Source organism: Petrimonas mucosa, from assembly GCF_900095795.1.
GTDB classification, from domain to species: Bacteria; Bacteroidota; Bacteroidia; order Bacteroidales; family Dysgonomonadaceae; genus Petrimonas; species Petrimonas mucosa.
The window spans coordinates 325,198-351,776 of sequence record NZ_LT608328.1 but is presented as its reverse complement, the minus strand read 5'-3'; the positions used below and the strand labels follow the sequence as shown (position 1 = coordinate 351,776).

At 48.5% G+C, this 26,579-nt stretch carries 16 protein-coding genes and 1 tRNA gene; 1 reads left to right on the top strand and 16 read right to left on the bottom strand.

Annotated features, from left to right (window positions below; translation table 11 throughout):
• Positions 1-27: 27 nt before the first annotated feature.
• The 8 genes from ING2E5A_RS01415 to ING2E5A_RS01380 all read right to left on the bottom strand — a co-directional run bounded on the left by ING2E5A_RS01415 (position 28) and on the right by ING2E5A_RS01380 (position 14,581).
• Complete coding sequence (locus ING2E5A_RS01415) at positions 28-1,377, bottom strand: BT_3987 domain-containing protein (protein WP_083373118.1); 1,350 nt, start codon at positions 1,375-1,377, stop codon at positions 28-30.
• Positions 1,367-3,211 carry a RagB/SusD family nutrient uptake outer membrane protein gene (locus ING2E5A_RS01410; protein WP_071135869.1) on the bottom strand — a complete coding sequence of 615 codons (1,845 nt, stop codon included), beginning with the start codon at positions 3,209-3,211 and terminating at the stop codon, positions 1,367-1,369. Before ING2E5A_RS01410 ends, ING2E5A_RS01415 begins: the two co-directional genes overlap by 11 nt.
• A gap of 29 nt (positions 3,212-3,240) precedes the next feature.
• Positions 3,241-6,489 carry a SusC/RagA family TonB-linked outer membrane protein gene (locus ING2E5A_RS01405; protein ID WP_154670004.1) on the bottom strand — a complete coding sequence of 1,083 codons (3,249 nt, stop codon included), beginning with the start codon at positions 6,487-6,489 and terminating at the stop codon, positions 3,241-3,243.
• Between the two features lie 252 nt (positions 6,490-6,741).
• Positions 6,742-7,716, bottom strand: a complete 975-nt coding sequence (locus ING2E5A_RS01400) for a FecR family protein (protein ID WP_071135867.1) — start codon at positions 7,714-7,716, stop codon at positions 6,742-6,744.
• Positions 7,717-7,859: 143 nt separating this feature from the next.
• Positions 7,860-8,378 carry an RNA polymerase sigma-70 factor gene (locus ING2E5A_RS01395; protein ID WP_161941923.1) on the bottom strand — a complete coding sequence of 173 codons (519 nt, stop codon included), beginning with the start codon at positions 8,376-8,378 and terminating at the stop codon, positions 7,860-7,862.
• 544 nt (positions 8,379-8,922) lie between these two features.
• Positions 8,923-11,592 (bottom strand): MG2 domain-containing protein, encoded by a 2,670-nt coding sequence (locus tag ING2E5A_RS01390; protein ID WP_083373117.1) that lies wholly within the window; start codon positions 11,590-11,592, stop codon positions 8,923-8,925.
• Between the two features lie 472 nt (positions 11,593-12,064).
• On the bottom strand, positions 12,065-13,477 hold the full coding sequence (ltrA, locus tag ING2E5A_RS01385; protein WP_197678512.1) for a group II intron reverse transcriptase/maturase: 1,413 nt from the start codon (positions 13,475-13,477) through the stop codon (positions 12,065-12,067).
• Positions 13,478-14,008: 531 nt separating this feature from the next.
• Complete coding sequence (locus ING2E5A_RS01380) at positions 14,009-14,581, bottom strand: hypothetical protein (RefSeq protein ID WP_083373116.1); 573 nt, start codon at positions 14,579-14,581, stop codon at positions 14,009-14,011.
• Between the two features lie 246 nt (positions 14,582-14,827).
• Between ING2E5A_RS01380 and ING2E5A_RS01375 the strand changes: the two genes are divergently transcribed.
• Positions 14,828-16,201 carry an AraC family transcriptional regulator gene (locus ING2E5A_RS01375; protein WP_231960409.1) on the top strand — a complete coding sequence of 458 codons (1,374 nt, stop codon included), beginning with the start codon at positions 14,828-14,830 and terminating at the stop codon, positions 16,199-16,201.
• 315 nt (positions 16,202-16,516) lie between these two features.
• Here the strand turns inward: ING2E5A_RS01375 and ING2E5A_RS15875 are convergent, their stop codons facing one another.
• The 8 genes from ING2E5A_RS15875 to ING2E5A_RS01330 all read right to left on the bottom strand — a co-directional run bounded on the left by ING2E5A_RS15875 (position 16,517) and on the right by ING2E5A_RS01330 (position 26,571).
• Positions 16,517-16,954, bottom strand: a complete 438-nt coding sequence (locus tag ING2E5A_RS15875) for a sugar-binding domain-containing protein (RefSeq protein WP_154670003.1) — start codon at positions 16,952-16,954, stop codon at positions 16,517-16,519.
• Between the two features lie 30 nt (positions 16,955-16,984).
• Positions 16,985-17,058 (bottom strand) — tRNA-Arg (locus tag ING2E5A_RS01365).
• A gap of 88 nt (positions 17,059-17,146) precedes the next feature.
• Positions 17,147-18,481, bottom strand: a complete 1,335-nt coding sequence (locus tag ING2E5A_RS01360; RefSeq protein ID WP_071135863.1) for an NADP-specific glutamate dehydrogenase — start codon at positions 18,479-18,481, stop codon at positions 17,147-17,149.
• Between the two features lie 334 nt (positions 18,482-18,815).
• A complete protein-coding gene (locus ING2E5A_RS15555; protein WP_083373394.1) occupies positions 18,816-20,690 on the bottom strand; it encodes a pectinesterase family protein in 1,875 nt (624 codons plus the stop codon).
• A gap of 10 nt (positions 20,691-20,700) precedes the next feature.
• A complete protein-coding gene (locus ING2E5A_RS01345) occupies positions 20,701-22,242 on the bottom strand; it encodes a pectate lyase family protein (protein WP_092032678.1) in 1,542 nt (513 codons plus the stop codon).
• Between the two features lie 8 nt (positions 22,243-22,250).
• Positions 22,251-24,575 carry a pectinesterase family protein gene (locus tag ING2E5A_RS01340; RefSeq protein WP_071135861.1) on the bottom strand — a complete coding sequence of 775 codons (2,325 nt, stop codon included), beginning with the start codon at positions 24,573-24,575 and terminating at the stop codon, positions 22,251-22,253.
• Positions 24,576-24,592: 17 nt separating this feature from the next.
• Positions 24,593-25,780 (bottom strand): glycoside hydrolase family 88/105 protein, encoded by a 1,188-nt coding sequence (locus ING2E5A_RS01335; protein WP_154670002.1) that lies wholly within the window; start codon positions 25,778-25,780, stop codon positions 24,593-24,595.
• Positions 25,780-26,571 (bottom strand): rhamnogalacturonan acetylesterase, encoded by a 792-nt coding sequence (locus ING2E5A_RS01330; protein WP_071135860.1) that lies wholly within the window; start codon positions 26,569-26,571, stop codon positions 25,780-25,782. Before ING2E5A_RS01330 ends, ING2E5A_RS01335 begins: the two co-directional genes overlap by 1 nt.
• Between the last annotated feature and the right edge of the window lie 8 nt (positions 26,572-26,579).

Below are 26,579 nucleotides of genomic sequence, written 5' to 3'. Positions count from 1 at the left end.
TTATCTCTGTCATTGAATCAACAAGCTTCATTCAACGCCTCTCACATAAACCTCGCTCATGTTTGCAAATGGCGGCCGCCGGCTCTCCGTTATTTCAACTTTCAGATACCTGCCATGAGTAGAAGTTACTTTAAATGTTTGAGGTTCATCAACTTCTGCCATCTGGAAAGAGCCAATGTATGTAAATGTCACATTATCGGAGCTGATATAGAAGTTTCCACCCTGTGTATCGCGCTGGTTGGGTCTTCTCTGCAAGTCAACTGAGGTGACCAGAAGCTCCTTTTTCATGTCGATGGTGAAGTGGTGCGGCAACTGGCCTGTAGCGCCAGCCCACTGACTATGCCAGTAGGTTGCGGGATTGCCATCAAGCACACATATTGCAGTTCCGTTGTTGGCACCCTCACCCGAGGGCTCTTCTGACGAAAAATCAACAATGGTCCACCCTGTCCTGTCGAAACGCATGGCAGGTTTTGAAACATACAGGTAATGTACATTCTTTGCAGTATCTGCACTGAACTTTGAAGTGCCATCAATTACGATCGGCAATATAAAATCGTCATAGTCAATCAGGTCGGCATTCAATTCGATGGAAACCTTCACCGATTTCTTTCCATTTGCGATGACTGCAGGCGATGGAGTGATGGAATAACTCTCCGCAGGTAATAGGGGCAGGTTGACACCATTCGATGCATTATACTCATCTGCAAGTGCAGGATCCACAACCAGGTCTACCGATATATCCCAGTAGTTGTCAAAATCTACCTGAATATCGATATCCTCCCGGTATGCTGCTTGCTTGCCAGCTTCAATCGTCACTTTCGTTTCAGACGACTTGAAGTAGATAAGCGGCTCTCTCAATACCGGCTTAATGATGGCGATCAGCTTCTCCTCGTTTGTCTCGAGTGAGGCATCAGACAGTCTTGCTGGAATCACATAGTCGGCACTGTTCTCTTCATCGAAATCTGCAATCTGGTCAATCGAGTCATATCGGATCAATATGTCAAAATATTCCAATTTGCTCTCCTTGTCAAAGCTTACATTCGAATTATTCAAATTGAAGCAATTATCCGGCAACCTCTTGTAGTTGGTGTTGTTTGCACTATTGTAGGCAGCCAGTTCCGCTTCACTCATGATGCTCAACTGCGCATCAGCTGCAACATCTTCGATACCCGATTTTGTAACGCCCAATTTAAAGACAAACGGTTCGCCTGTTTTGTAAATGATCAGGTCTACTTCTCCACTTTTAGGAAGATAGAGTTTAGGCGATGATATGTAATCCAGTCTATGGTCGCTACAGGATGCAACTCCCAGTAATAATAGACAAATTATTACAGAGAAATATTTTTTTATATTGAGGCTCTTCATTTTACCATCCATAATTTTGAGTTATCAATTCATTTCTGTCCAATTCTCTCTGGTGTATTGGATAGAGGTAGTGTTTAGGTTCAAATACACGTGTTTCAAAAACTGTCCGCTCCCAGAAAGCTTCTGGAGTAGTTGAGGCGTTGGGAGAAGGTGCGCTGGAAGAGGTGTTCATTCCCCACATCGGACCACCATCTACTTCCTCTGCAATCATCCATGTACGGGTATCGAAGAATCTTTTGTTCTCAAATGAAAGTTCAACTCTTCTCTCTCTTCTGATCAACTCGCGCATCAACTCCTGATTTCCTACTGCTTCCGGATATACATCTTCTATATTGGGAACCCCTGCCCGTTCGCGTATCTGATTCAGATACTTCAATATGTCTCCGTGCGACGGATCATATTCATTCAGAGCCTCTACGTAATTCAGCAAAATCTCGGCATATCTGAAAATCGGCCATGTCATGTTGCCCCATTGTCCACCGGATGTGTTCAGTGCGGGGTCGGTCCATTTGCGTACCATATAACCTGGCTTGGGGTAGTCGTGACTTATACCACCACCCGAGTTGCCATTGAATCCGAAGTTTACAATTGCGCTTGAGCCGGTGTAGGGCAGTTTGCAACCACTCCACAATACTGTGGCATAAAACCTTGGCTCACGATTTAGATACATATTATAGGTTCTTTTTGCACCCCCCTTATCTAATGGATGCTCAAAATTGGTAAATCCATCTTCATCGTATCCCGACCTTGAATCAATAATTGGCGTACCATCAGGATTATAGTCGGTGATGGGATATATTCCATTGCTCATGGCATAAGTATCAACCTGTTGCTGGGTTGGACTTACACCACCATAAGCTACACCTCCGGCAATACGTGGGGTTGTATGAACTCGTGCATAATATCCTCCCTTATATCTTGCCCAGATAAGTTCGTTGTTCCATAATTCCAGGAAAACACCCTGATATGATTTCAAAGGATCAATTTCTCCATTGGACTCAACTTTGTAGAGCTCATATTCATTCATGTCGATGATCTCCTTAGCCGCAGCAGCTGCAGCCTTCCATCTGTCCATGTCTACATTTGCGATACCGGGGAACAGCTCTTTTCCATCCTGGTTCCTGATATTCGCATATAGCTTGTTTCCATTGAATAACGGTCTGGCATAAAACAGGGTCAGCTCGGAAATGATAGCCTTGCATGCACCTTTGGTCGGTTTGCCATAATATTGGGGTGTCTGTTCCACGGGGAGATGCTTTTCACACTCTCTAAGTTCAGAAATGATGAATTCCACGCACTCCTCCATGCTGTTTCTGGGACGTTGCAACTCTTCAATCGAAAGATTGAAGTCGAGCAGTTCATCGCCAAGAATCATGACCGGACCATACAACTGCACCAGTTGATAGTAATAGTAGGCTCTTGCAAAACGGGCTTCTACAGGCCACTGCTCTCTCTCAACATCTTCCAGGTCTGCAGCCGGTGCATCGGGGGCATTCTGCATGAATATTGTTGCCTCGCGGATTCCCCGATAGTATTGGGCCCATTTTTGATAAGGGACATTGGATGGGTTCCAGGTACCAAAATTAATGAGCCTGTATGCCCTGTCATAAGTAGCAGACCCCTCATCAGATGCACCTATGAAGGGATGTCCATCCACCATTTCGTCCGGCGATGTCATATATCCCCAGACATTACTTAATGCCTGTTCTATCGTGGCTCTTTTTTCCCATATTTTCGGGAAACTCATTGGAAGGTCCTCTTCCTTATCGAGATAACTTTCACAAGAAACTGTCCCCGCAATGAAAAACAGGATTGTTATCGGTAAGAGTATTTTGTTTAACTTCATAATTTCAGCATTTTATATAAATGTATTCATTAAAAATAGACATTAATACCAAGTGTAAACATCCTGTTGGGAGGATAAGCAGCACCTTCACCGCCGCCTCTTTCCGGATCCCATAGTTTGAATCTGCTGAATGTAAGGAGGTTGACGCCTGACATGTAAACTCTCAGGTTGCTGACATAAAAATTCTCGGTAACCTTCCGGGGTAATGTATAACCAATTTCTGCATTTTTCAAGCGTAAAAAGCTTGCATCATGCATTCTGAATGTAGAGGTCCGATTGTTGTTCTGGTTGTTCTGGATATCCAGGCGCGGATATTTCGCATTGGGGTTGGGGTTATCTACTGTCCATCTGTTAAGGTAGACATCTTCATTGATTGCCGAGCGGGTCAAACTACCGGAAGTAAATCCATATATGGAACCTCCACTCACAAACAGGGATGTTCTGCCAATCCCCTGGAAGAATACCGACGCATCAAAACCACTCCATTGGGCATTCAGGCCGAAACCATAGTTCACCTGTGGAACAGCCGGATATCCTATTGCAATTTCATCCGAGGTGTCTACAACACCATCACCATTAACATCAAGATACTTGATGTCACCGGGACGAACAGGTCCAAAATCTTGTTTGGGGCTATTATCTATCTCTTCCTGACTCTCAAAAAGTCCAAGTGCTACCAATCCAAACGGTTGACCATATGGTTTGCCGATCCTGTTTCGATACTTGTAGTTCCAGTCGGGCTCATCATTATCAATAATTATGTTTTGTGAATAGGTAAAATTGCCCAATGCTGATAACTGAACTTCACCAACTTTCTTGTCAAATTGCAATGAAGCATCAAAACCTTGATTCTCCATCTTACCAACGTTGACCCATGGTGTTGTAGAAAGGCCCACCAGGTCGGATAGCCCGGCTCTTTGCATGAAGATGCCCTCTCTCTTTTCATGGAAATAGTCCGTTTCGATCTTGAGAGCATTGAAGAACTTTATTTCAGCTCCAACATTGAATTTATAAGCCCGCTCCCAGCTTACATACGGGTTTGCAGGCTCTCCCATCCTGATTCTGCCCGGTGCGTACTGGCCTGTGCTCCCAAAGCTGTAATTGTTGCCTTCGGTAATGATCGTTTCTTCATAAATGAACCTGCGTCCACCACCAATCTGATCATTACCTACAAGGCCATAAGAGGATTTGAATTTCAATACATCCACAACATCGGCAAGCGGAGCCCAGAAATCTTCATTAGAAATCAGATAGCCAACTGCACCAGCAGGGAAGAAGCCAAATCTTTGTCCGCGAGCAAAGTTCTCACTGCCGTTATAACCCATGTTGAATTCGGCAAAATACTTGTCATCAAATGAGTATGTTACCCTGCCGGCAATACCTTGGGTCCTGTATGGCAAACTTCCAATTCCATCGCCTGCATTGAGATAGTTGGTCTGTTTTTGGTTATATAGCAACAGCGATCCAATTCTATGCCTGTCAGCAATCACCTTATCGTAATTGATTGAACCCTCCAGATAGTAGGTGCGACGTCCATCCAGCGCCCTTGAATAGCCAAGCGACTCCTGCCCTCTGTTGGTTTCGTTATATTCAATTTCGCCAAGCTCATTTCGTCCTGTTGCAAGCCATTGCTGAGGGTTGAAGTCCCTGGTTATGGTACCGGAGTTATAGGCATCCCATGAAAATTTAATATTGGCCTTCAATCCAGGAGTTACCAGATCGCCTAAATTCTGTGTCACACCTATCAGGGACTGGGCCGAGTTCCAGTAGTCGTTTGCATATCCCGAATGCATCAACAGGTTATATGGGTTGTAGCCCGAACCAGATTGGGGACCGGAGAATTTGCCATCGGAATAACGGTCTGGAAATGCATTGGGCGATGTTGCAAAGGCATAATACCAGATATCACCCATCGATGCTCCCGGCCGGCGTCTTGTTTCATATACGTTGGCCAGATTTACATTGAGTATGGTGGTTGAAGTCAGGTCCAGGTCCACATTTGCACGGAAGTTGATCTTCCTGTAATTCAGTGATGAATCATAGGTATTGGCCTGTTCTGTCTTGAAGATGGATCCTTCATCATAAAGCGATCCGGCTATATAATATCGTGCCAGACTACCACCACCAGAAATGTTCACATTCACCCGGGTGTTCTGAGCCAAATCATCATAAAGACTTTTAACCCAGTCAACATTGGGATATAGATCAGGATCCGTACCATTCATATAATGGTCTATAACCTCCGAAGTGTAGTAGTTGCTGTTTGATGCTTCATTGTACAATTCGGCAAACTGGGCCGAATTTACCATCTTGGGAAGTTTGGTCGGGCCGGTGAACCCCTTTTCAACCCTTAAATTCACTTTGGGTCTGCCCTCCATGCCATTTCTTGTTGTGATCAGTATGACACCATTGGCACCTCTGACTCCATAAACGGCTGTAGCCGTAGCATCCTTCAAGACAGAAAATGACTCGATATCTTCAGGGTCAACCAGGTCAAGGCTTCTCTCAATTCCATCAACCAGCACCAATGGGTTTCTATTTGCACCAAATGTTGAAATACCACGGATATAGAACTCCGATCCAGCTCCAGGTTCACCTGTACGTGTTACCGATACAACTCCGGCAAGACGACCTGCCAGAACGTTGCTTATCTTGCTGCTAGGCACTTTCAGTTCATCAATGCTGACGGTAGATATTGCACCAATAACACTCTCTTTTGTCTGTGTTCCGTAACCAACTACAACCACTTCATCGAGAGTTGCTTGTGAAGCTTTCAATTGAATGACGCCAAGGTTTGTCCTGCTGCCAACCTCTATCACTAGCTCTTCATATCCAATGTATGTTACCACAAGAACAGTTGAGTTGTTGGATATGGGTATGGAAAAATTTCCATCAATATCAGTAACAGTTCCCCTGGCACTTTCTCTGATCCAGATGTTTGCACCGATGATGCTTTCTCCAGTCTCTGCATCAACAATCTGCCCAATTACATTTCTTTGCGCAGGTTGCTGAGACATCAGCACATTGGTGCCGGCAAAGGAAGTTTTAGGAGTAATGATGATATTATTCCCTCTTACCGTGACATTGTAGTCACCTAATATGGTACTTGTAAACTCATCTATCGACTCAAATTCAGTATCGATATTGATCTTCCGTGTTACATCTACCTCCTTGTTGTTATATACAAATTTATAGTCGGTTTGATTTTCAACGGTAGTAAGTACCTCTAACAGAGTTTTGCCCTTCAAGTGTAGTTCGATGCTTCCTCTCTGTGCCATTGCACTTATGTTCGCAGCAATCAACAATACTCCTAATAATAGAAGTTGTTTTTTTCTGCTTTCCAATTTTAACAATAAACAATTTTTCATTCTAATCAATTAAATGTTAATGCTGTTTTAAATCAGGTTGCTTGTTTCAGGAATCGTCTAAAAGTATATTTTATTAGATTTGCTCACTTATTCTCAATATTACTCATAGGCTCATTGGTTTTTGATGATTTATGATAGTTAAATAGTTGTTAAGGCGATATTCTAATTCAATATTATCCTGTTTACACTCTCTGCACTCCAACTTAATGAAACAATCTGTGACAGCAGAAATAGGGTCTCTTCCAGCGGCTCATCATCTATGGTAATGGAAACAGGTATATTCAAAATACTCTTGTTGTTGCAGACAATATCAATGTTATACCATTTCTCCAGCTGAATAATCAGCTCGCTCATGGGTATGTTTGTAAATGAGAGACTGGTTGCAATCCATCCGGTATATGAACTCGCGTTTACCTGCTCAATAGTTGAACTCTCATCTGTACTATTGTATTGAAACAGTTCACCAGGTTTCAGGTTGAAATCCTCACCTGTGCCGTTGATGGTTATGTTTACCAGCCCAGACTCCAGTACTGTTTCAGTGATATCAGATCCTGCCTTGTCATTTACCAGGAAAACTGTTCCCAATACTTCAATTTTTATATTTGACGTTTCAACCGTGAAGTTTTTCCCCGCCGACTTCACCACGTCAAAAAGTGCTTCACCAGTCAATTTTACTTTGCGTGACCGTTCAAAGCTCTTTGCATAGCTGATAGAGCTGTTGGCGTTTAGCCAAACATGTGAACCGTCTGGCAATACTATCTCCTTTTTGCTGTTTTCAGAGGTAAAGGTTTGAACCCTTTCCCCAAACCATTGATAGGGAGTGAAGAACTGAAGTGTAATAAGAAGCAGCATGACTGCAGCTGCTGAACTGGTTGCCCAGCTGATCAATTTGCGCCTTCTGAGCCTGCTCTGTTTTTGATTGAACTCTTCCAGTTTAATTTGTGCATTTTTCTTGTCTTGCAATATGATATTGGATGCTTCCCAAATGGATACATAATCCCTGAAATAATTCTCATTCTCTTTCGATTGAAGAATCCAATTCCTTAAAAGTTCCTTCTCTTCGGAAGAGATATCATCATCAAGATACTTGACAATCAGGATGTCATAGCCATTTGGATTAGATAGTTCGGATAGCATAGAGCAATTCTCCTTTTATGTGTTATATCCCTAACACGACTATGCAGAGAAATACCCTACCTAAAATTTCATTTATTTTATAAAATGACTATGTTTTTTGTTGAATGGCCGGTGCAGGCATGCTCGTCGCTATCCAGGAGACCTTACGATCTGTAGCCCCTCTTTTTAAGATGGTTGCTCAATGTTTGCAGAGCCGATGATATATGTTTTTCTACAGTCTTTATGCTGATTTTCAGTTTTTCGGCTATCTCCCTGTTTTTTAGATTGTCGTGTCTGCTCAAAAGGAAAACCTCCTTGCACCTTTCGGGCAATTGATCAACACACTCCAATATATAGCTCTCAATATCATTGAATGACAACTCATCATGAGATGTAAAAGTAGTATAGAGTATTTGTTCGAGCAGGTCTTCTTGATTGGAGATGGTAACGTTTTTATTATCAGAAAGTTTTAAAAAATCGAGACTTCGGTTGTGAACAGCTCTATATAGGTATGGTTTTATCGATTTGGAAAAATCGAGACTCATTCTATTACTCCATAATTCTGCAAAGACATCTTGAATAATATCTTCTGCGGCGGAATCGTCACCGACGATGCGACACGCAAATATCCTCAACACATTGTAGTATTTCAGGTATATTATTTCAAAATCATCTCTGTTCATCACCATTTTGTCAACTAGACAATTCAATAAATCATGACAAAATTGCAAAATTTAAATTATAATGGCTATATTTTGTAGAAATTTTAACTAGCGAGGGGGTTATCCCAATCTGCTTTAAAAATAGATTTTAAATCCACGAAAAGCCCATTGCGACAACGGCTGGTAAAGTTATCACCAGTATGATTTGTTCTAAAATTCATCTTGTCATTGCCTTATGGAGAGGGAGCGATACCCGGCTCCATGCAAGAATCATCTTTCATACTTAACCCTCTCTCGGGTCCAGGTTATTAACTCCATGAAAGAGATGGATGGAAATCATGCAGTTTGCAACAGGAGTGTCTCAAAACTGCTTTTTCACCCCATCCAACATCTCCCTGGCAGATATTTCAGTTGGCATTGGCCCTACCCTCTTCAATAGACCGAGGCAATTAAAGAGAGATATCACTCTCACTGCAACCGTTTCCATTTTACGGTCGTTCCCCTACGGTTGAGCGAAGGTGGTCAGTAACCCTTCATGCGCGGATAGAACAGGATTGTTTTCATTCTATCTGACGCTTCGCTCTATGGTAATCTCCCGGTTAAAAGTGATGATTTTTCCAGAGCCGGTGACCCCTTCGCCGACTATCCGGTAGTTTCCCGGCGTGTCAGCCGTGTAGAACTCTACCAGAGCCTCGCCTTCTGTCGAGAAGTGGACATCAGGTTTCCAATATATGGTAGTGCGATAATCGGGTTCCGGAGAACTCTGCAGTTCCGGAGTATCATACCGGGGAGAGTAAAACTCTGCGGGCTGCTGGTAACCGAGTGGCGTGAACCTGCAGATGTTGTGCGATTTGGCTTTTTGTACAAAGCCGGACTTGGTGGTGATAACCAGTGCTCCACTCGTGCCGGAGAAACTCCCGAAGATGGAGGTTTGATCTTTGATGACAAAGATGTTGTCGATATCTTCCACATTCATGTCCATCACATCGTACTCAGGCATCGGTATGTCATCGATGACAATCAACACAGGCCTGTCTGAGCGGGTGGTGGTTACCGTCTCACCATTGCGGACCACGATTCCGGGGAGAGTGTAAAGCAATGATCGTATGTTGCTGAAATTCCTCTTGTTGATATCCTCGGCTGTCATGAGGGAAGAGGCGGTGAGAGGCGAGTACCAGATCGATTCCTTGGATGGTTTCACCGTTGATGCTGTTACTGTCACCTCTTCAAGCATGACGGTGCGCACCCCATATTTCCGGAAGTACTCCTCGTTGGCCTGTCTGAGGTAAGCGTCGATATTGTCTCTGCTCACGCTCGCCCCGGCCCTTCCAGCTCTCTCCAGTCCACCCCTTGTCACCAGTGCGGCATGGGCAAGGTCGGGATAGGCCACACTGTCCAGTTCAAGGATGTTATTCCGGCGATCCTTGCTGGTCATCGACTGTACTATAATTTCGGTTCCCTCCGGATACTCCACCCTGAAAAGGAAACGCCCCTCCTTGTCGGCTGTGGTGGTCTCCATACTGAGTAGGGAGTCGAGTCTGGCAATAAGACTCACGGTTCCGCCCTCCATCTTGCTCAACAGCATCGCTATCGCCCTGCCGCTGATCTCCTGATACTGCTCCGGAAGGATGGCAGGAGTATCCGCCTCTCCCTTCAACACACGGGGAATGTCATACCTCCGCCATCCTTGGGTCATCATCAAGGCGTCAAGTGCCGCCGTTTCGAGCTTTCCCTCCGAGAGGTAGCGGGCGGGTGACTCCACATAGCCCTTCAACTCCGACGCAAGCAGCAGCGTGGAGAGAAGGCTGCTCACACTGTCTGTCGGTACTGCATTTGCATCCACCACAGAGATGGCCATGTTGCTGTAAGAGGTGGTATCACCGCTATTTTCCAGCTGAAGCCTGAGGGAGACAAGTTCCCTGCGTTTGTAGGAGGGGAGGGTATCACGGAGGGTTACCCGGGCAAAATCCACCTCGTTCAGGTTGAAAAACATCCGTTCGCTGAGGATGTTAAGATTCTCGTCAAGCAGCAGGATGCTTGAGACGCCCGATGGAAGGAGGGAGGAGGGAAACGAGAGACTCTCCCTTCCAGGGCCCCACGGTTCGTGATAGAGGACAACTCCTTTGTTATGGAGCAGCAACGAGACTGGGCCGCCACCTGATTCAGTACCCTCCAGCAAGGAGACAATGGCCTGCCCGCGTACCTGACGCATGGCGATCATCCTCGACCGGGGTTCCGGGAGCGGCAGATCCACCCTCTTGATGGTACCTCCTTCAGTTTCGCAAACCGCGTGATAGGTCTCACCGGGCACAACAAACAGGCCAAAGGTCCCCATTCCCATCATGGCAGAGCGGAAGGAGGTCACCTCTTCACCCTTGGAATCACAGATCACTCCCCTGACCTCTTCGCCCAGTCCCGAAGGGCCTACAGCCTTGAAGGCCACCTGGCAGGTATGTCCCGGCACAAGATAGCCGCCTTCGGGGAAAAAGGTGATCTCTATATCGTCCGCCGCAGAGGGCACCGTATAGTAACGGTTGTATTTCCTACCTTCCCTGACGACTCCCAGCAGCATGCTGCGACTCTCTTTCAATCCTGATTTTCGGAAAGAGGTTTCGAATGCTCCCTCTTTGTCTGGCCTCAGCGTTTTGGGCTCCGTGCCCGCGAGACAGACCGTCACTTTTTCCGGCACAATGGCCTCTCCGCTCTCACGATCCACAAAATGGAAGAGCACCTCAAACAGATTCTCCTTGAGAGTAAAATCGGTTACCACTTCCATCTGCAGGGAGTAGGGGTCCATGACACGTACAGTTTTTCTATAGAAACCCTCCTCTCCCCGGTTGCGGCCATACCAAGTATATGCCCTTAACGTGTAGTCCCCCTCGGGAAGCTCCTCCTCCAGATCAAGATGTCCGGCAAACACCCCCGCACTGTCGGGACGGATCTTGACTCGTTTCACCAATTCGTTGAAGGGGTTGACCAGCTCAACGTAGACATAACGGCTCAGAAACGAGGGACGGTTATCCAGCGCATTCACCACGTGCGCACGGAACCAGATCCGCTCGCCCGAGAGGTAGCCTGGCTTGTCCGTCTGAACGTGGATCTTCTCCTGTGGAAACAGAACCAGCTGTCGGGCAAACCTTACTGTTGCCGAATCGTTCAGCCATGAAAGATCCTGCCCAAGCAGCACGCAGCTGGATAATAAAAGGGCTGCTACCCAATAAATTCTTCTTTTCATGATTCAATCTATTCCATTTCAACCACCACAGCCTGGAAGGCATCCACTCCAGATAACAAGAGTTCCAGCATGCAATCACCCTCAACGAGTAACGCTCGACCCTGCTCCCGGTCTAGTCAGCCAAGTGAAGTAGTCATGCCGGAGCATCCAGCCGATAAGGGGACCCTTGGCAATCTCCGCGCCCACTCAATCGTAAAGCTTTCCAAGAGACTTAAAAAATAGACAGTTTTTCCGTGCAAGATGGTCATCCTGATCGGCCAACAACGCTTGCCCTATCTGTACATCAGTTTATTTCGTCCAAAAGTATACCATTTCAATGTAATTTCCAAGTCTGTTTCACCGTCAGTCAGATCTTCTTGTCGCCATTCAGATTCCGCTGGATATCTCCATGATTAAGTAATCGAGTAGGTAGGGGGATTACTTCCCCGCCCTCTCACACCACCGTGCATGCTCTCGCACACGGCGGTTTCTTTTAATGGTTTAACCTTGCATAATTTAATGAGAGATTGTAAAGACCTACATCGTTGAACCACCGGTTGGACAAGGCTTGATGCGCTTGCGGGCATCCCGATTTACACCAAAGCCCTTTCCCCGAAAGAGCCAATATCCAACTTTGCCAAGTCTCCACACCGTGGCTTTTCAAAAATTGCTGAAGCGTAATTACACGCTTGCATTGCTTTAAGCGATAGCACCGAAGTTTTCGCCGTATCCAAGAATCTATATTCTCCAACAGGCGTTTACAGCGTGCATGCCGAAAGTAGTTAAGCCAACCGCGCATCACAGGTTCGAGTTCCACAATAATTTGTTCAAAATTCACGCCCCTATTGCGTTTGGTTAACTTCCGTACCTTTTCCTTAAAGCGTTTTACACTTTCGTTGGCTATGCTCAGACTGCCATCCCTTTGAATGGTATAGCCCAAGAATTTGGTGTGATTGACCGGACATACCCGGCTTTTCTCTTTGTTTACTAGTAATTTCAACTTGGTTTCGATAAATACGCTTATCGATGCCAACAATCTCTCGCCTGCCCGTTGGCTGCGTACGTAGATGTTGCAATCGTCCGCGTAGCGAACAAATTTGTGTCCCCGCCTTTCCAACTCTTTGTCCAGTTCGTCTAAAACGATGTTGGACAGCAAGGGTGAAAGAGGACTGCCCTGCGGCATCCCTTCGGTACGTTGGCTTACAACCCCGTCTATCAGTATACCGCTTTGAAGGTATTTGCGTATCAGCCACAAAAGCGTTTTATCGCTGATGGTGGTTGATAGCAGATACATTAAACGGTCGTGGTTGACCACATCGAAAAACGTTTTCAAATCCATATCTACAACGATTACTCTACCCTCTGATACGTATTCGCTGCCTTTCTTTAATGCTTGGTGTGCATTGCGGTTGGGGCGAAAACCATAACTGTGGTCGGAAAATTTTCGTTCGTAAATAGGATTGAGCACCTGGGAAATCGCTTGTTGGATTATCCTGTCCGTTACCGTCGGGATACCCAATTTGCGTTTGCCGCCGTTGGGTTTCGGGATTTCGACCTGTTTTACCCCTTGCGGTTGGTAAGCGCCGTTGTGAAGTTCGCTTTGCAACGTTTCTGCATTTTGAGAATACCATTCAGCAAAATCTCCTGTCGGCATTTGGTCAATACCCGCAACGCCTTTGTTGCGTTTTACCTGTTTGTAGGCTGCCTTGATATTGTCGTGAGACAACACCAAGCTCATTAAATCGGGGGTTAAGGTTCGTTCCTGTTCGCCTGCTTCTTTTACTTGAAACGCCTTTGTTCCCGAAGCTCCACATACGGTTTCACTCGTGGGAAAAGGGCGGATAACATCCTGACGCTGCTCACTAAACAGGTCATATTGGTACGTTATCGCTTGCGGTTGCGCCATAAAAGAAATTTTGAACTAACTGCTCCTTAAATTAAAAGATTCAGACCTTCTTCGATGGTGTACACACACCGAATACTATGTCTTCTGCTGACTTCTTGAAAGGTGAAAACAACATCGCTGTTGTTCGTGCACTGTTGGTGCGCCTCTGCAAGACCTCTCGGGATAAGATACTAAACTTTCTCTGAGTTCTGCCTGATTTACTCACGTTGAGTTACGGTTGAATTTTGGGCGTTCCCAATCTATGGCTCGGTTGCCCGCTCAAATGAGCCTTATATCTGGTTTCTGTTCGTCAGAACTGCAGATTTGCTAATGGCTTCTTTCAGATTTGCGGACGCCCGCAACACCTTTGCCAATCACTAATGTTTCCTATCAACTCGGCACATACAGGAACTTTCATCCTGTTAGCTTAATACCATGCCCGACATACCAAAAAAAAGAGACTGCCTCATTTGAGACAGCCTCGATGGTTGATTCATAGAATTGTGTTAGATATGGCCAGACAGCAATTATATCCGGCAAGACAGACTCTTTTTAAAGCCTGAAGGAGATACCCAATTGAAGGGCAGAGATACCGTAGCCTAACTCAGCAAAGCCACAGAAGCTATCGGTGAACTGATAACGGGCGCCAACAAAAGCTGAGTAACCGATGCCGCTACCGGTAGCCGAATCCAGATTGTAACTACTCTCTCCGAAAAATTTGCTGCTTACTATATCGTATCCAAGCAACAGGCCTCCATAGGTGTCGAGCTTCTCTACAAACTGGTAGTGAAGGGTTCCACGGGCGCCGACCATGATATAGTTGTACTTATAGCCGTAGCTGTTTCCCGAAAATACAGTCTCCCATTTGTTGGCCTGGTATCCCAGGTAACCGCCCACACCAATTGCGCCTTTACCATCAAACAGGCCGTCGAGCAAACCCTTTTCATATGAAACCGAGAGGGGAGGAACGGTCATACTGTAACCAGTACCGCCATAGTAGCTGCCAAGGCCGATACCGACATTCACGATCTGATCTCCCTTCTTGAAGAAGTTTTGAGCGCTAAGCGAAATGGTGGCGCTGCAAAACAGAAAAATGACAAATGTAAGAAGCTTTCTGTTGTTCATAACAATTAAAATTAAAGAATGAATTACTCTCTTTGCCTACTCTGTATAGCTTTTCGGCCTCCGCTGAAAAATGGGTCATTAATGTTTGTTTCAATTGTTGCAAAGGTACACATTTAACGACTTGAGGCCGTTTCCCTTCTTTGCACTGCGTGAATTTATCTTTACTTTGAGTAAATTTATTTTGTGATAAGTAAATTTTCCATACTTTTGCCGGACATTTCATGCGCGAGGTGCCATTGGTTGGTAATGGCAGCGTCATTCAATGCGGTACGGAAGCTGGAACAGACTATGGATTTGAAACTTGCCACCCTCAATAGAGGGTCAAATGAGCTCAACATAAATAAAAGACTGATAATATACATATTATCCATCATAATACTCTGGCTGGGACACAGCTATACGTTGTCGATCCCCATGGAGACGTTCAGGTACGTGAGACAATCGCTCATGTCAATGATCTGTCTCGTCTGCTTTACAGGGGCTTTCGTGTTGATGAAGCAAAAAAAGGGTGTCAGGGCCGACAAGATCTTCTCCTTTATCCTGATGGCAGCAGGAGTTACCAACCTCGGATCGCTGATAAGGGGACTGGTAGCAGGCTATGCAGGAATGGTAGAGTACAAGTACCTCTCCTTACCCATGCTGCTCTATGGCAGCATCTACGCCTATTTCTTCCTGCTCTACCCCATTGAAGCCTTCCGCCCGGGATGGCTCACGCTGAAAAGATCGCTCCTGTTGTTGCTTCCCACCCTGGTCATCATGGCCATCTACCTGATAGCCACCAGTATTTTCAACGTAACCTCCCCGATAATCGATAACTGGAGTACCCTGATGGATGAGCTGGATAACATTACTGTTTGGTTGAAGTTATCCATCCTTTTCTATCCGCTCTTCGGACTGGTGGTGATGATCCGCTACCGGGGCAACTACAGGGAGTGGTGCGAAAACAACTTCGCCTCGATGGAGAATATCGACGTAAAGTGGTTGGAGGACTATATCTTCAGTAACATGATCATCACCATCTCTTGTCTGGTTGTGGTATTCAGCAACGACGTGAGAAGCGTGTTGATGCACAATTTCATCTTCCTGCTCTTTTTCCTCTATGCTTTCTACAGGGTCTACTTCCGCAGGAATCCATACCCGGAGGGTTTTTTCCGAGTTGAGGGGAGCTGGAGTAAAAACGGCTTAGAACCGATGGGGCCTCTATCTGAAAGTATAACCGGAGAGGAAAACGACAAGCTGAAGAGATCAATTTTCATGATCAGGTTACCAGAATATACCGCCCGGTTGGAGGAGTGGATGGAGAATGAGAAACCCTACCTGAGGAAAGATTTCAAGCTGACCGACGCCATGGAGATACTGCCACTCAACAGAAGCTATCTCTCCCGGCTATTTAACGAGGGTTACGGTGAGAGTTTTTATCACTTCGTCATGCGTTATCGCCTGGCCGAAAGCCGGCAGCTACTGATCAGCAGACCAGAACTATCCATCACTGCTGTTGCATCAATGGCCGGATTCAGTTCGGCCTCGGTCTTCTGCAGGGCATTCACCCAGGAGATGAAATGCAGTCCCCTGCAGTGGCGTGAAAAAGAATTAGCCTCTTTTGCTACAGCAAGAGAGTGACAGACAGGATACTATCGTAAACAGAAATTTTCTGAATCTGCATCTTGGGGCAATTGATCCAACAGATATGCTGCTTCCGGCAGTCGCTTGAGCAACGTAGATGAAATAGTTGTCCCTTCCTTCCCCGACAGCAAGGTATTCAATTTTCTCAAACGGCATTGCCAATTATTATGACACGTTTATCCTCCGCAATGGCATTGGCTTTTTCAGGACTGTCGAGTGTCCCAATAACAATATCCGCAGCGTTTCCCTCCGGTGTTCCGGCCATATGGATATTGTTGTAGTGGGTTGAAAAGAGATCATAAAGCGGGGCGGTTACAGCATAACTTTTAGAATCCTCTTCGTCCGTTTCGGGAAAACCCAAAAATCCCAATCGTTCGTCACACCATCTCCAAGCCGGTTTATCAAACGCCAGTACTCGGCCGTCTCCTGATGAGGCACAACAAATCGTTTTCCAGTACCATGCAGAACCGATATATGCATGAGGTAACCGACGTGGTAATTGATCCCAGTGAGCATTCCGGGGAGTACTCCATGGGACTCCCAGTTGGAGGGAACTGGCATCATGGTGATTGAAGGCCACTCCTGCTCCATCCATCTCTCTTTTGATCCAACTGAAAGTGAATCAACACATAATTCCCAATTCCCGGCAAGAGAGATGGCCGCTTGATATGGTGATCGAAGTATGGGATTAACTACCGTTAGCGAGCCAGGGCGTCCGAACAGCGCTATAAAAATAAAAAGCACCCACATCGGATTGACGCAAGTGCTTGTTATTTAATGTGATCCGAGCGGGATTCGAACCCACGACCCACAGCTTAGAAGGCTGTTGCTCTATCCAGCTGAGCTACCGGACCATCCTTATGCAAATTCAGTTTGCAAAAATACGGCAATTCTGAGAATAAAAAAAATTTGTGTAACTGAATTTATGGCAAAACGGAAAAATTACAAAATACCTTGACTCATCATTGCCTTGGCTACTTTCATAAAGCCGGCTATGTTGGCCCCTTTCACATAGTTTATATAGCCGTCGGGTTCGGTGCCGTATTTCACGCAATTATCATGGATATTCCCCATGATCCATTTAAGTTTGGCATCCACCTGCTCGGCACTCCAACTGTAACGTTCCGAGTTTTGTGTCATTTCAAGTCCCGATACAGAGACTCCACCCGCGTTGGCAGCTTTGCCCGGTGCATAGAGGATCTTGTGCTGCTGGAAAATCTCGATCGCCTCGGGTGTACTCGGCATATTGGCCCCTTCGGAAACCGCAAAGACTCCATTTTCAACCAAAGCCCTGGCATCGTCACCGTCAATTTCATTCTGTGTGGCGGAAGGCAACGCAATATCGCCTTTTTCACCCCAGGGACGAGCGCCGGCGACATACTTGCAACCAAACTCCTCTGCATATTCACGAATTCGTCCACGGTAGAGGTTTTTCAGTTCCATTACAAAACTCAGCTTTTCCCTGGTAATTCCATCCGGATCGTAGATATATCCGTCAGAATCGGAAAGTGTGACAGGGATGGCTCCCATTTCGATCAACTTCTCGCATGTGTATTGAGCCACGTTGCCCGACCCGGATACCAGACATCTCTTTCCCCTTATATCGATATTTCTTGTTTTCAACATCTCCAGGAGAAAGTAGACATTACCATAACCAGTCGCCTCCGGACGGATAAGCGACCCGCCAAACTCACGACCTTTCCCGGTGAAGGTGCCGGTAAATTCGCCGACCAGTTTTTTGTATTTTCCAAACATATATCCCACCTCTCGGCCTCCTACACCGATATCACCCGCAGGCACATCGGTATCCGGCCCGATCACTCGCCACAAACCTTCGGTGAAGGCCTGACAGAAACGCATCACCTCGCTTTCGGACTTGCCGCGAGGCGAAAAATCCGACCCCCCTTTGGCCCCACCCATCGGGAGTGTAGTAAGTGCATTCTTGAACGTCTGTTCAAACGCCAGGAATTTCAAGATGGAAAGTGATACGGATGCATGAAAACGGATACCGCCCTTATAGGGCCCGATAGCGTTGTTGTGCTGTACACGGTATCCCATGTTGGTTTGCACGTTACCGTTGTCATCCACCCAGGTAACGCGGAAGGTATGGATTTTGTCGGGGATGATCAACCGTTCGAGAAGATTGGCCTTTTCGAATTCAGGGTGTTGATTGTACACCTCTTCGATGGATTCAACCACTTCTTCTACAGCCTGAAGATATTCAGGTTCGTTTGGAAAACGTCTTTTCAGAAGACTCATTACTTCTTCACAATTCATAAAAAATCGGATTTTATAGTGATAACATTAGAAACAATCACTTTGAAATACAAAAATAGTATCAATAAATGAATTGAAGCAATAATTATCCGACTTTTTATGTTTTGACAGAAAATAAGTCACTTTCGCAGATTTTTGTAAATAGGTACAAAAACGATGATAGCGGACATGATAAGCGAAATGATGGTAATGCCGTTTATTTCGGCATTCATAAGAACATATCCGGCAAGAATCACCCAAAGTATTGCGATAAAGCCGAGTTGTGTTTGTGAAAATGTCCGTTTTGCCATAGTGGAGATAATCTTGATCTGCAAAGATAACAAAACCGGAACCATTACCGGATAACCTCTTCGAAAAAATCTCCTCCCAGCACTCTTTCAGGTGTAAGAAGTGTTGCATCAGTCGCCTTAAGCTGGTGAGACCAGCCAACCCGCTCCTTTGTCCCGGCACCGGCTCCCCGGTTCCGGTACTCGGCAAACCAGGCTGTCTCCTCATTGGCCGGATTATCCCAATTGTTCCATCCCTCGGGCCGGATCACCTCGCCCAGCTCACACTCCTTGAAGATAACTCGTGCGTAAGGTCGCCAGGGACGCCCCAGATAGAAGGAGTGTGCCGCATCACCAGTAATGACGCAGCGGTTGAAAATATATCCGAAAGGCTGATCCTGCGGGGTAGAGGCAGCAGTAATGTACCCCTGCCGCTTGCAGTAGATCTCGCACTCCTCGAACCAGGCAATGGAGGAGCCGAAGATAAAGTCGACTGTCCCCTCGATGTAACAATTCCGGTAGTACTGCCGGCTGCCGGACTTATGGGTATAGAGGGTATCCTGAAAGCCGAGGAAACGGCAGTTGATGAAGCAGGCACGGTCGCTCCGCACAATTGTCGCCACCGCCTGGCCCATCGGTCCGGCGTCGTTGGCAAAGGTGAGGTTCTCGGCGATGAAGAGGTCGGGAGAGATATAGACCGAAGCGGAGCCTGAGGTTCCGATCTCGTCGCCCAATGAACTTCGTTTGGAGGCGAAATTGTTCCAGGTAATGATGGTGTGGTATTTGTCCTCTCCTACCAGGGTCAGCTGCTGTTTCGTATCGGGAATGATCAGCCGCTCACGGTAAACCCCATTTCGGATCAGGATGCGGGTGGGTCGTTTCCTGAAATCGGGAACGGCATCGATGGCCGCCTGGATGGTGGTGAAATCGCCAGATCCGTCCTGAGCCACCACCCAGTCGTACCCGCTACGCTCAATCTCGCCCGACGGGCGGAAGATCTTGTGGAGGAAGCCGCTCATCAGCCTGATGGTGGAGAGTTGCCAGGGATGAAAATGCCAGAAGGTGTGGGGTGTATCGTCGAAGGTATGCACCTCGCTGTAGATGCCGAGACTGTCGAGCCGGCGGATATGTTCATCCCGTCCGTTATGGAAGCGGGGGATCGAACTGTTGATAAAGCAGACCGGTGCACTTCTCCGGTGTATATGCAACAACGGCGAGGCAGCCTTCCAATGTTCAGGGTTTTCACTGTAGCTACCACCCAGCCAGAGGGCATCGACCGGCTCTTTTTCCCCTCTCTCGCGCGCCTTCTCCGCCCGCTCCACCGTCTCGGGATATATAAAGGTGGAGATCCCGTCGATATTGATTACGGCCCGGAAGCGGTTCTCCCGGTTACGGGTTCCCACGAGGGATGCCAGCTGTCCCCCGGCCGAACAACCCGAAACCGCCATCGCCATCGGATCGGCTCCAAATCGTGAGGCGCTCCTTGCAAACCATGCCGCCGCATCTTCCAGATCCTCCAATGCCGCCGGGAAAAGTGCCTCGGGCGAAAGACGGTATTCAACGGTAAAGGTAACAAAACCGACCCTGGCCAGTTGCACGGCCAGCGCTCTCTGCATATCGGGCGAGCCGGAATTCCAGCCACCGCCATGGATCATCATCACCGCCGGGAGAACGGCATCATTATCCGGACGGTAAACCGAGAGGTTCAAATCCCGCATGCCGTCATGTTTATAGGCAATATTCTCTTCAGTCCGGATACCGGGTGGAATCTCCGCCGAAGCAATCCGAATAAAGGGAAATCGCTTCACCTCTTTCTGGTAAGTGCTGTAGACGGTATAACTGGTGTCGCGTGGAACACCACCTATCAAAACGGTCTGTGCAGTTACCTGCCCAACGAGGCAGAGATGCAATATCAACAATAGAAACATCGCTCTACTTTTCATCTGTTTAACGCTATTGAACTGTTCCCGCCAGTTCATTCAAATAGACCTCGATGTTGTCGTAGGCGGTGCTGAGGTGTCGCCCGCCTCCATCGGGGGTTGAAGGATCAAGACCCTTTGTCCTCTCCCAGCTGTCGGGCATGCCATCCCCGTCACTGTCGACCGGGAGTGTTCCCTGCGAGAGAAGAGGCCAGGCACTCCATCCGGCAGCTCCATCCGCCGGCTTGAGATCTTCCTGACTGTCTATAATGCCCGGTTTCGGGTATGGAGGGGTGTTCTGCGGGTTTGATCCCCTGAAAGTTGCCGTTCCGTTCCTCGCCTCCTCTACCAGACGTATATCCACCGCATCGCGGTTTCTGCTGCATCCGGCGTGTTGCAACACCTTCTCAAAGGCCTCTCCGGCGCTCCAGGTCACTGCCTCTCCCATTACGAACTCGCTCTCCTCTAAAATATCATCTAAGGTAATACCCGGGGCATAGGTGGCAAACGTGGTGTGCAGGTGTACCCCCATCCGGTTGTTGCTGCTGACGCCGATGTTACCCTCTATCTGATTACCGCTCAGATAGAAACGTCCATGGATACCTTCAGGCTGACTGTTCTTGCCATCATCGGCATAGGGTTGAATCAACCGTCCGCTGTTGGAGGATGCGGGTCCCGGTTTATAGTAGTTGTTCACCAGGTTGTAACTACCCCCCTCCCCACCGTAGATATTGTTTGCACCCCAGTTATAGATCAGGTTGTTCCGGAAGTCCACGCTCTCCTTCTCCGGCTTGTTAGAGTAGCGGCTGCCGCAGAAGCGAGGAGTACGGTTGTCGTGATGCACCAGCAGGTTGTAAAGGAAGGAGGCATTCACTCCTCCCCAGATACCCCCATAACCGTGTGCCCCCTTGTCGTGCACCGAAAGGCGCAGGCTCTCGGAGAGAATAGACCACTGCAAGGTGAAGTTCTCGTTGTCATAAAAGGAGGCGCACTCGTCGGTCGACCAGCTCATGGAGCAGTGGTCGATGATCAGGTTGTTCCGGTTACGCGCGCCAAGGGCATCCTCATCGCCCTCCACCTTCAGGTCGCCCATCCGGAAACGAAGGTAACGGATGATGACATTGTCGGCCTTGATCTCCACCGGATAGTCGGCCAGGGTGATACCGTCGCCTGGAGCCGACTGCCCCGCCAGGGTGAGGTTGCCTTGCCGGATCTCCAGTCTGCTTTTCAGCCGGATGGTGCCGCTCACGTCGAATATGACAATGCGGGCTCCTGGCTGGTTCACCGCATACCTTAAAGAGCCTGGCAGACCGTCATCTTCAAGTGAAGTGACCCGAATCAACTTGCCGCCACGGCCACCACTGGCATTTCGACCGCCACCCCAGGCACCAGGAAAGGCAAAAGCCTGCTCATCCACCGGTTTGGGATAAATGTGCCCCCCTGCTGGCGGATCGACTCCGGGCTCCTCCCGGTCGGGCCGCTCAATTTCAGGAATACTCTTTTGACAGCCAAAAGTCAGCAACAACAATATGGTGCCAATGGTCAGCAATGAGGAAAAACACTTCATCCCATTCATCCTTTCAGTCATTTATCGCTTTCAGTCGGTAGAGCGCTGCACTCCCACCCGTTGACGATTGCCGGGTAGAAATCGCCCATCACCCTTTCCAGGGTGATTTGGCTCGCCTCGTCGGAGGTGAGGATCCTGCTCCAAGCTGCTCTTTCTGAAGTCCGGCTCCCTCTCCCCCTGTTGTTGTATTCTCCGTAACGGGCGGTTTTCTCATTCTCGGGCTTATTCCAGTTATGCCATCCCCGCGGGTGGATCGTCTTGGGAAGCGTGCAGTTCATAAAGAGTGTCATGGCATGCGGGCGCCAGGGACGCCCCAGATAGAGAGCGGTCACCCCCTCTGCAACGGTAATCTGGCAACGGTTGAAGATATAGCCGTAGGGGGTATCGGCTGGTGTACTGGCAGCCGTGATATATGAATTTTTTTTTGCATGCAGCTCACACTCCTCGAACCAGGCGGTGGAGGAACCAAAGATGAAATCGGTAGTTCCCTCGATATGGCAACGGAAGAAATAGAGCCTGCCCCTCTCCCTGCCGGTATAGAGGGTATCCTGATTTCCCAGGAGCCTGCAGTTTCTCAGGATGATGCGGTCACCTTCGGTGTGGAGCGCCACCGCCTGTGCTACCGCAGGAGCATTGTTCTCGATGGTGAGGTTCTCTAGGGTGATTCTCTCCCCTCTTACCATCAGGGTATAGGTCCGGAAGGTTCCCATGTTGTTGAGCAGGGCATGGTCGTTGAAGGAGATGATGGTCCGCTCCCTGTTCTCCCCTACGATCCTCAGGTTGCGTACATGATCGGGAATCATCACCTTTTCGTAATAGGTTCCCTCCCTGACAAAAATCTCCGTGAAGAAGTCGGGATCAAAGGCCCTCACCGCATCAACCGCCTCCTGCAGCGTCCGGTAATCACCCCCACCCCGCTGATCTACCACAATCCGTTTCACCGCTATGGGGGTCGATACGCCCATCAGGTGCGCCACCAGGCTATTGAGATAAAGCTCCAGGTAGGTGTAGCCCTCGCTGTTCCGGTCGTTGGCCTGCTTACCCGGATAATGTTTCTCCAGCCAGCCGTCGGGAATGCCATCTCCATCACTGTCAATATAGGTGTCATAGGTACGATACTGCGGCCACCCTCCTACATCCTGCTGGCTGTCGATCAATCCCCCCCTGCTGCCGGCAGATCCTTCGAAAGAGTAAGTTCCGTCACGCACATTATCCACATAGCGCTTGTCGTGGATATCCCGCACCAGGGAGCATCCACCATAGCGCAACACCTTTTCAAAAGCCTCCTCCGCCTTGTCGGTGGTCACATCGGCTACCGGAAAGGGTTGGTCTGCCAGGATATCCTCCCTACTCACGCCTGGAGCAAACTGTTTGAAACTCTCTCCCAGTTCGACACCCAATCGGTTATCTGCAGTCACTGCGGCATTACCCTCCAGGATGTTCCCCTCCAGATAGAAACGTCCATGGACACCTGCCGGCTGGTGGTTCTCTCCATTATCGGCGTCAGGATTTATGATCCGTGCGGAAGATCCCTTCGAACTGGCCGGACCCGGTTTGTAGTAGTTGGCTATCAAATTGTAGCTCCCCCCTTCTGCTGCGTAGATGTTGTTCGATCCCCAGTTATAGATCACATTGTTGCGGAAATCCACCAGTTCTAGGTCGGGCCTCCCGGAGTAGCGGCTACCGCAGAAACGGGGGTTTCGGCTATCATTGTGGACCAGCAGGTTGTGGTGGAACGAGGCATGACGTCCGCCCCAGATACCGCCGTAACCATGTTTGCCCTTGTCATGCCTCGAATTTCGCAGGCTCTCGGCAAGGAAGCACCACTGCATGGTGAAATTCTCATTGTCGTAAAAGGAGGCAAGTTCATCCACGCTCCAGCTCATGCTGCAGTGATCGATGATGATCTGCCGGTTGCGATAACCCGACAGTGCATCGACTGCCCTACCTCCCCTGTCACCCAGACGGAACCGGATAAAGCGGATGATCACATTGTCGGCACTGATCACCGTTTCATGGTTACTGATGCAGATCCCATCACCTGGAGCCGACTGTCCGGCGATGGTCAGGTCACCGTTATCGATCTTCAGTGGACTCTTCAACCTGATTTCACCCGACACCTTAAACAGGATAGTGCGTGGCCCCTTTTTCCGGATGGCCCAGCGGAGGGTTCCCGGTTTATCCGAATCCTCGAGGGAGGTGACATAGAGCACCTCGCCCCCCCTGCCTCCGGTAGTATACCTGCCTGCACCCTCTGCACCGGGGAAGGCGGGAGTCTGTGCATCTGCAGGGACAACAGGAAGAATCAGTACAATCAACAGTGAGACAATCAGTTTTCTCATATTGAAACAGTTTTTTGTTACCTGTCCAGCAGGATGCTGGTCATGATGAAAGGCCCTACCGCCTTGGGGTCGTCATCCCTGATCGGCTCAGAGATATAGTATTCGAAACTGCCGTCGCGGTATCTGGGCTCGCCCCCCAGTCCTGCCACCGAGCAGACACTGGTAACCGAAATGGTGCCATCCTCGTTCTCGCGAATGAACTGCTTCAGGAACTGGTCGTACGCTTCAGCCCCTTTTCGGGCGAACTCCTCCGGCAGATAACCTTTCTGCGCACCTTTTACCCAGCTGTAGATAAACATGATCGATCCGGACGACTCCAGATAGTTCCCTTCCCGGTCGCCCTGGTCGGTCACCTGATACCACATGCCGCTTTCCGGATCGCGATAACGCTCCACCGCCCCGGCAATTTTGTTCAGCTGTCCAATCACCTCATCCCGTTTGGGATGCGTCTCCGGCAGGAAATCCAGCACATCAACCAGTGCCATCATGTACCAGCCGATACTCCTCGACCAGAAATGGGGCGACTGTCCCGTCACCGGATCGGCCCAGCGCTGTTGACGGCTCTCATCCCAACCGTGGTAGAGCAGGCCGCTCTCCTCGTCGTGCAGGTCGCTCCAGGCGGTGATCAGCTGCAGTGCAACTTCGTCGAAGAGGGCCGGCTCGTTGAACCGCTTGCCATATTCCGCCAGGAAAGGGGTTGCCATATAAAGGCCATCCAGCCAAACCTGGTGAGGGTAGATCTGTTTATGCCAGAAGCCTCCATTGGAGATCCTGGGATGGGTCTCCATCTGGCTCCTGAGCAGTTGCAACGCCTTCAGATATTTCGGATTTCCTGTCCGTTCATAGATCGGGAAGAGAATCTTTCCCGGATTGATATGGTCGATGTTGTAGCGCTCAAGCCGGTAGGTCTTGATGGAACCATCCTCGTTGACGATAGTATCGGCGTAACTTTCGGCGTAACGGTAGTACTTCTCGTCGCCGCTCTTCTCTCCCACCTGAAGGAAGGCCTGCATCTCCAGCCCATGGGTATAGTTCCATTTGGGGGCCTTTGAAAAGTCTACCATCCAGCTCTCCGGATAGCGCTTCATCTCCGAATCGGCCATCTTCCTGTAGTAAGGATCGGCTGTTGTCTTCTCTCCTCCGCCGCTGCAGTTCAGCAGCAAGGCGGCCAACGGAATCACGATTGCATCTCTTCTTTTCATCATTACTGCGTTTTGAGTAGTCGGATAACTGCGTCTACTTGCTCTTTTCTGCAAGCCTCGGCAAAGAGTCTGGCCACTTCGCGGGCTCCCTCTTCGTTGAAATGGGTGTTGTCGTCCAGCCCGTCGGGATAGAGTCTGCTTACCCCGGGAGGAATTTTATGGAAGAACCGTCTCGATTTCTCCACTCCTACCTCCTGTAACCAGTGTGAGGTAAGAATCTCCATGTCGATCAGGGTAACCTTCTCCTGAGCCGCTACCGAGCGGACGATATCAGGGTATTCGCCGTGGGTAGGCATCAAAACTCCCTTCTCGTCAAATTTCCGGCGTGCAACCGGCGTACAGAGAATCGGATATCCCCCCTTGGCCTTTACCTCATTGACAAAGGCCACCAGATTCAGTCTGAACTGCACCGGGTTGGTGTAACTCGCCTTGGTGGTCACCCCGTCGTTGTGTCCAAACTGAATGATGACCAGGTCGCCCGGTGCAATCTGGCTGTAGAGCTCGCTCCAGAGCCCCTCCTCCACAAAGGTGCGGGTACTGCGTCCGTTGCGGGCAAAATTGAGGACTTCCCCTTTCTCCGAAATCAATTCCGGGAGCAACTGTCCCCACCCCCTTTCGAGAAACGGCTCTTCGGTCTCTTCACCGGTGACACTCTCTTTCACCGTTTTGAACAGCGGCTTGTCGGCCATGGTTGAGTCGCCCGCCATCAAGATCTTTACCGGATGGTCCCGACCGATACCCAAAGATAGGGAGAAGAGCAACAAAAGGCAATTGAAAAGCGGTATAGTTTTCATCTTTCTTA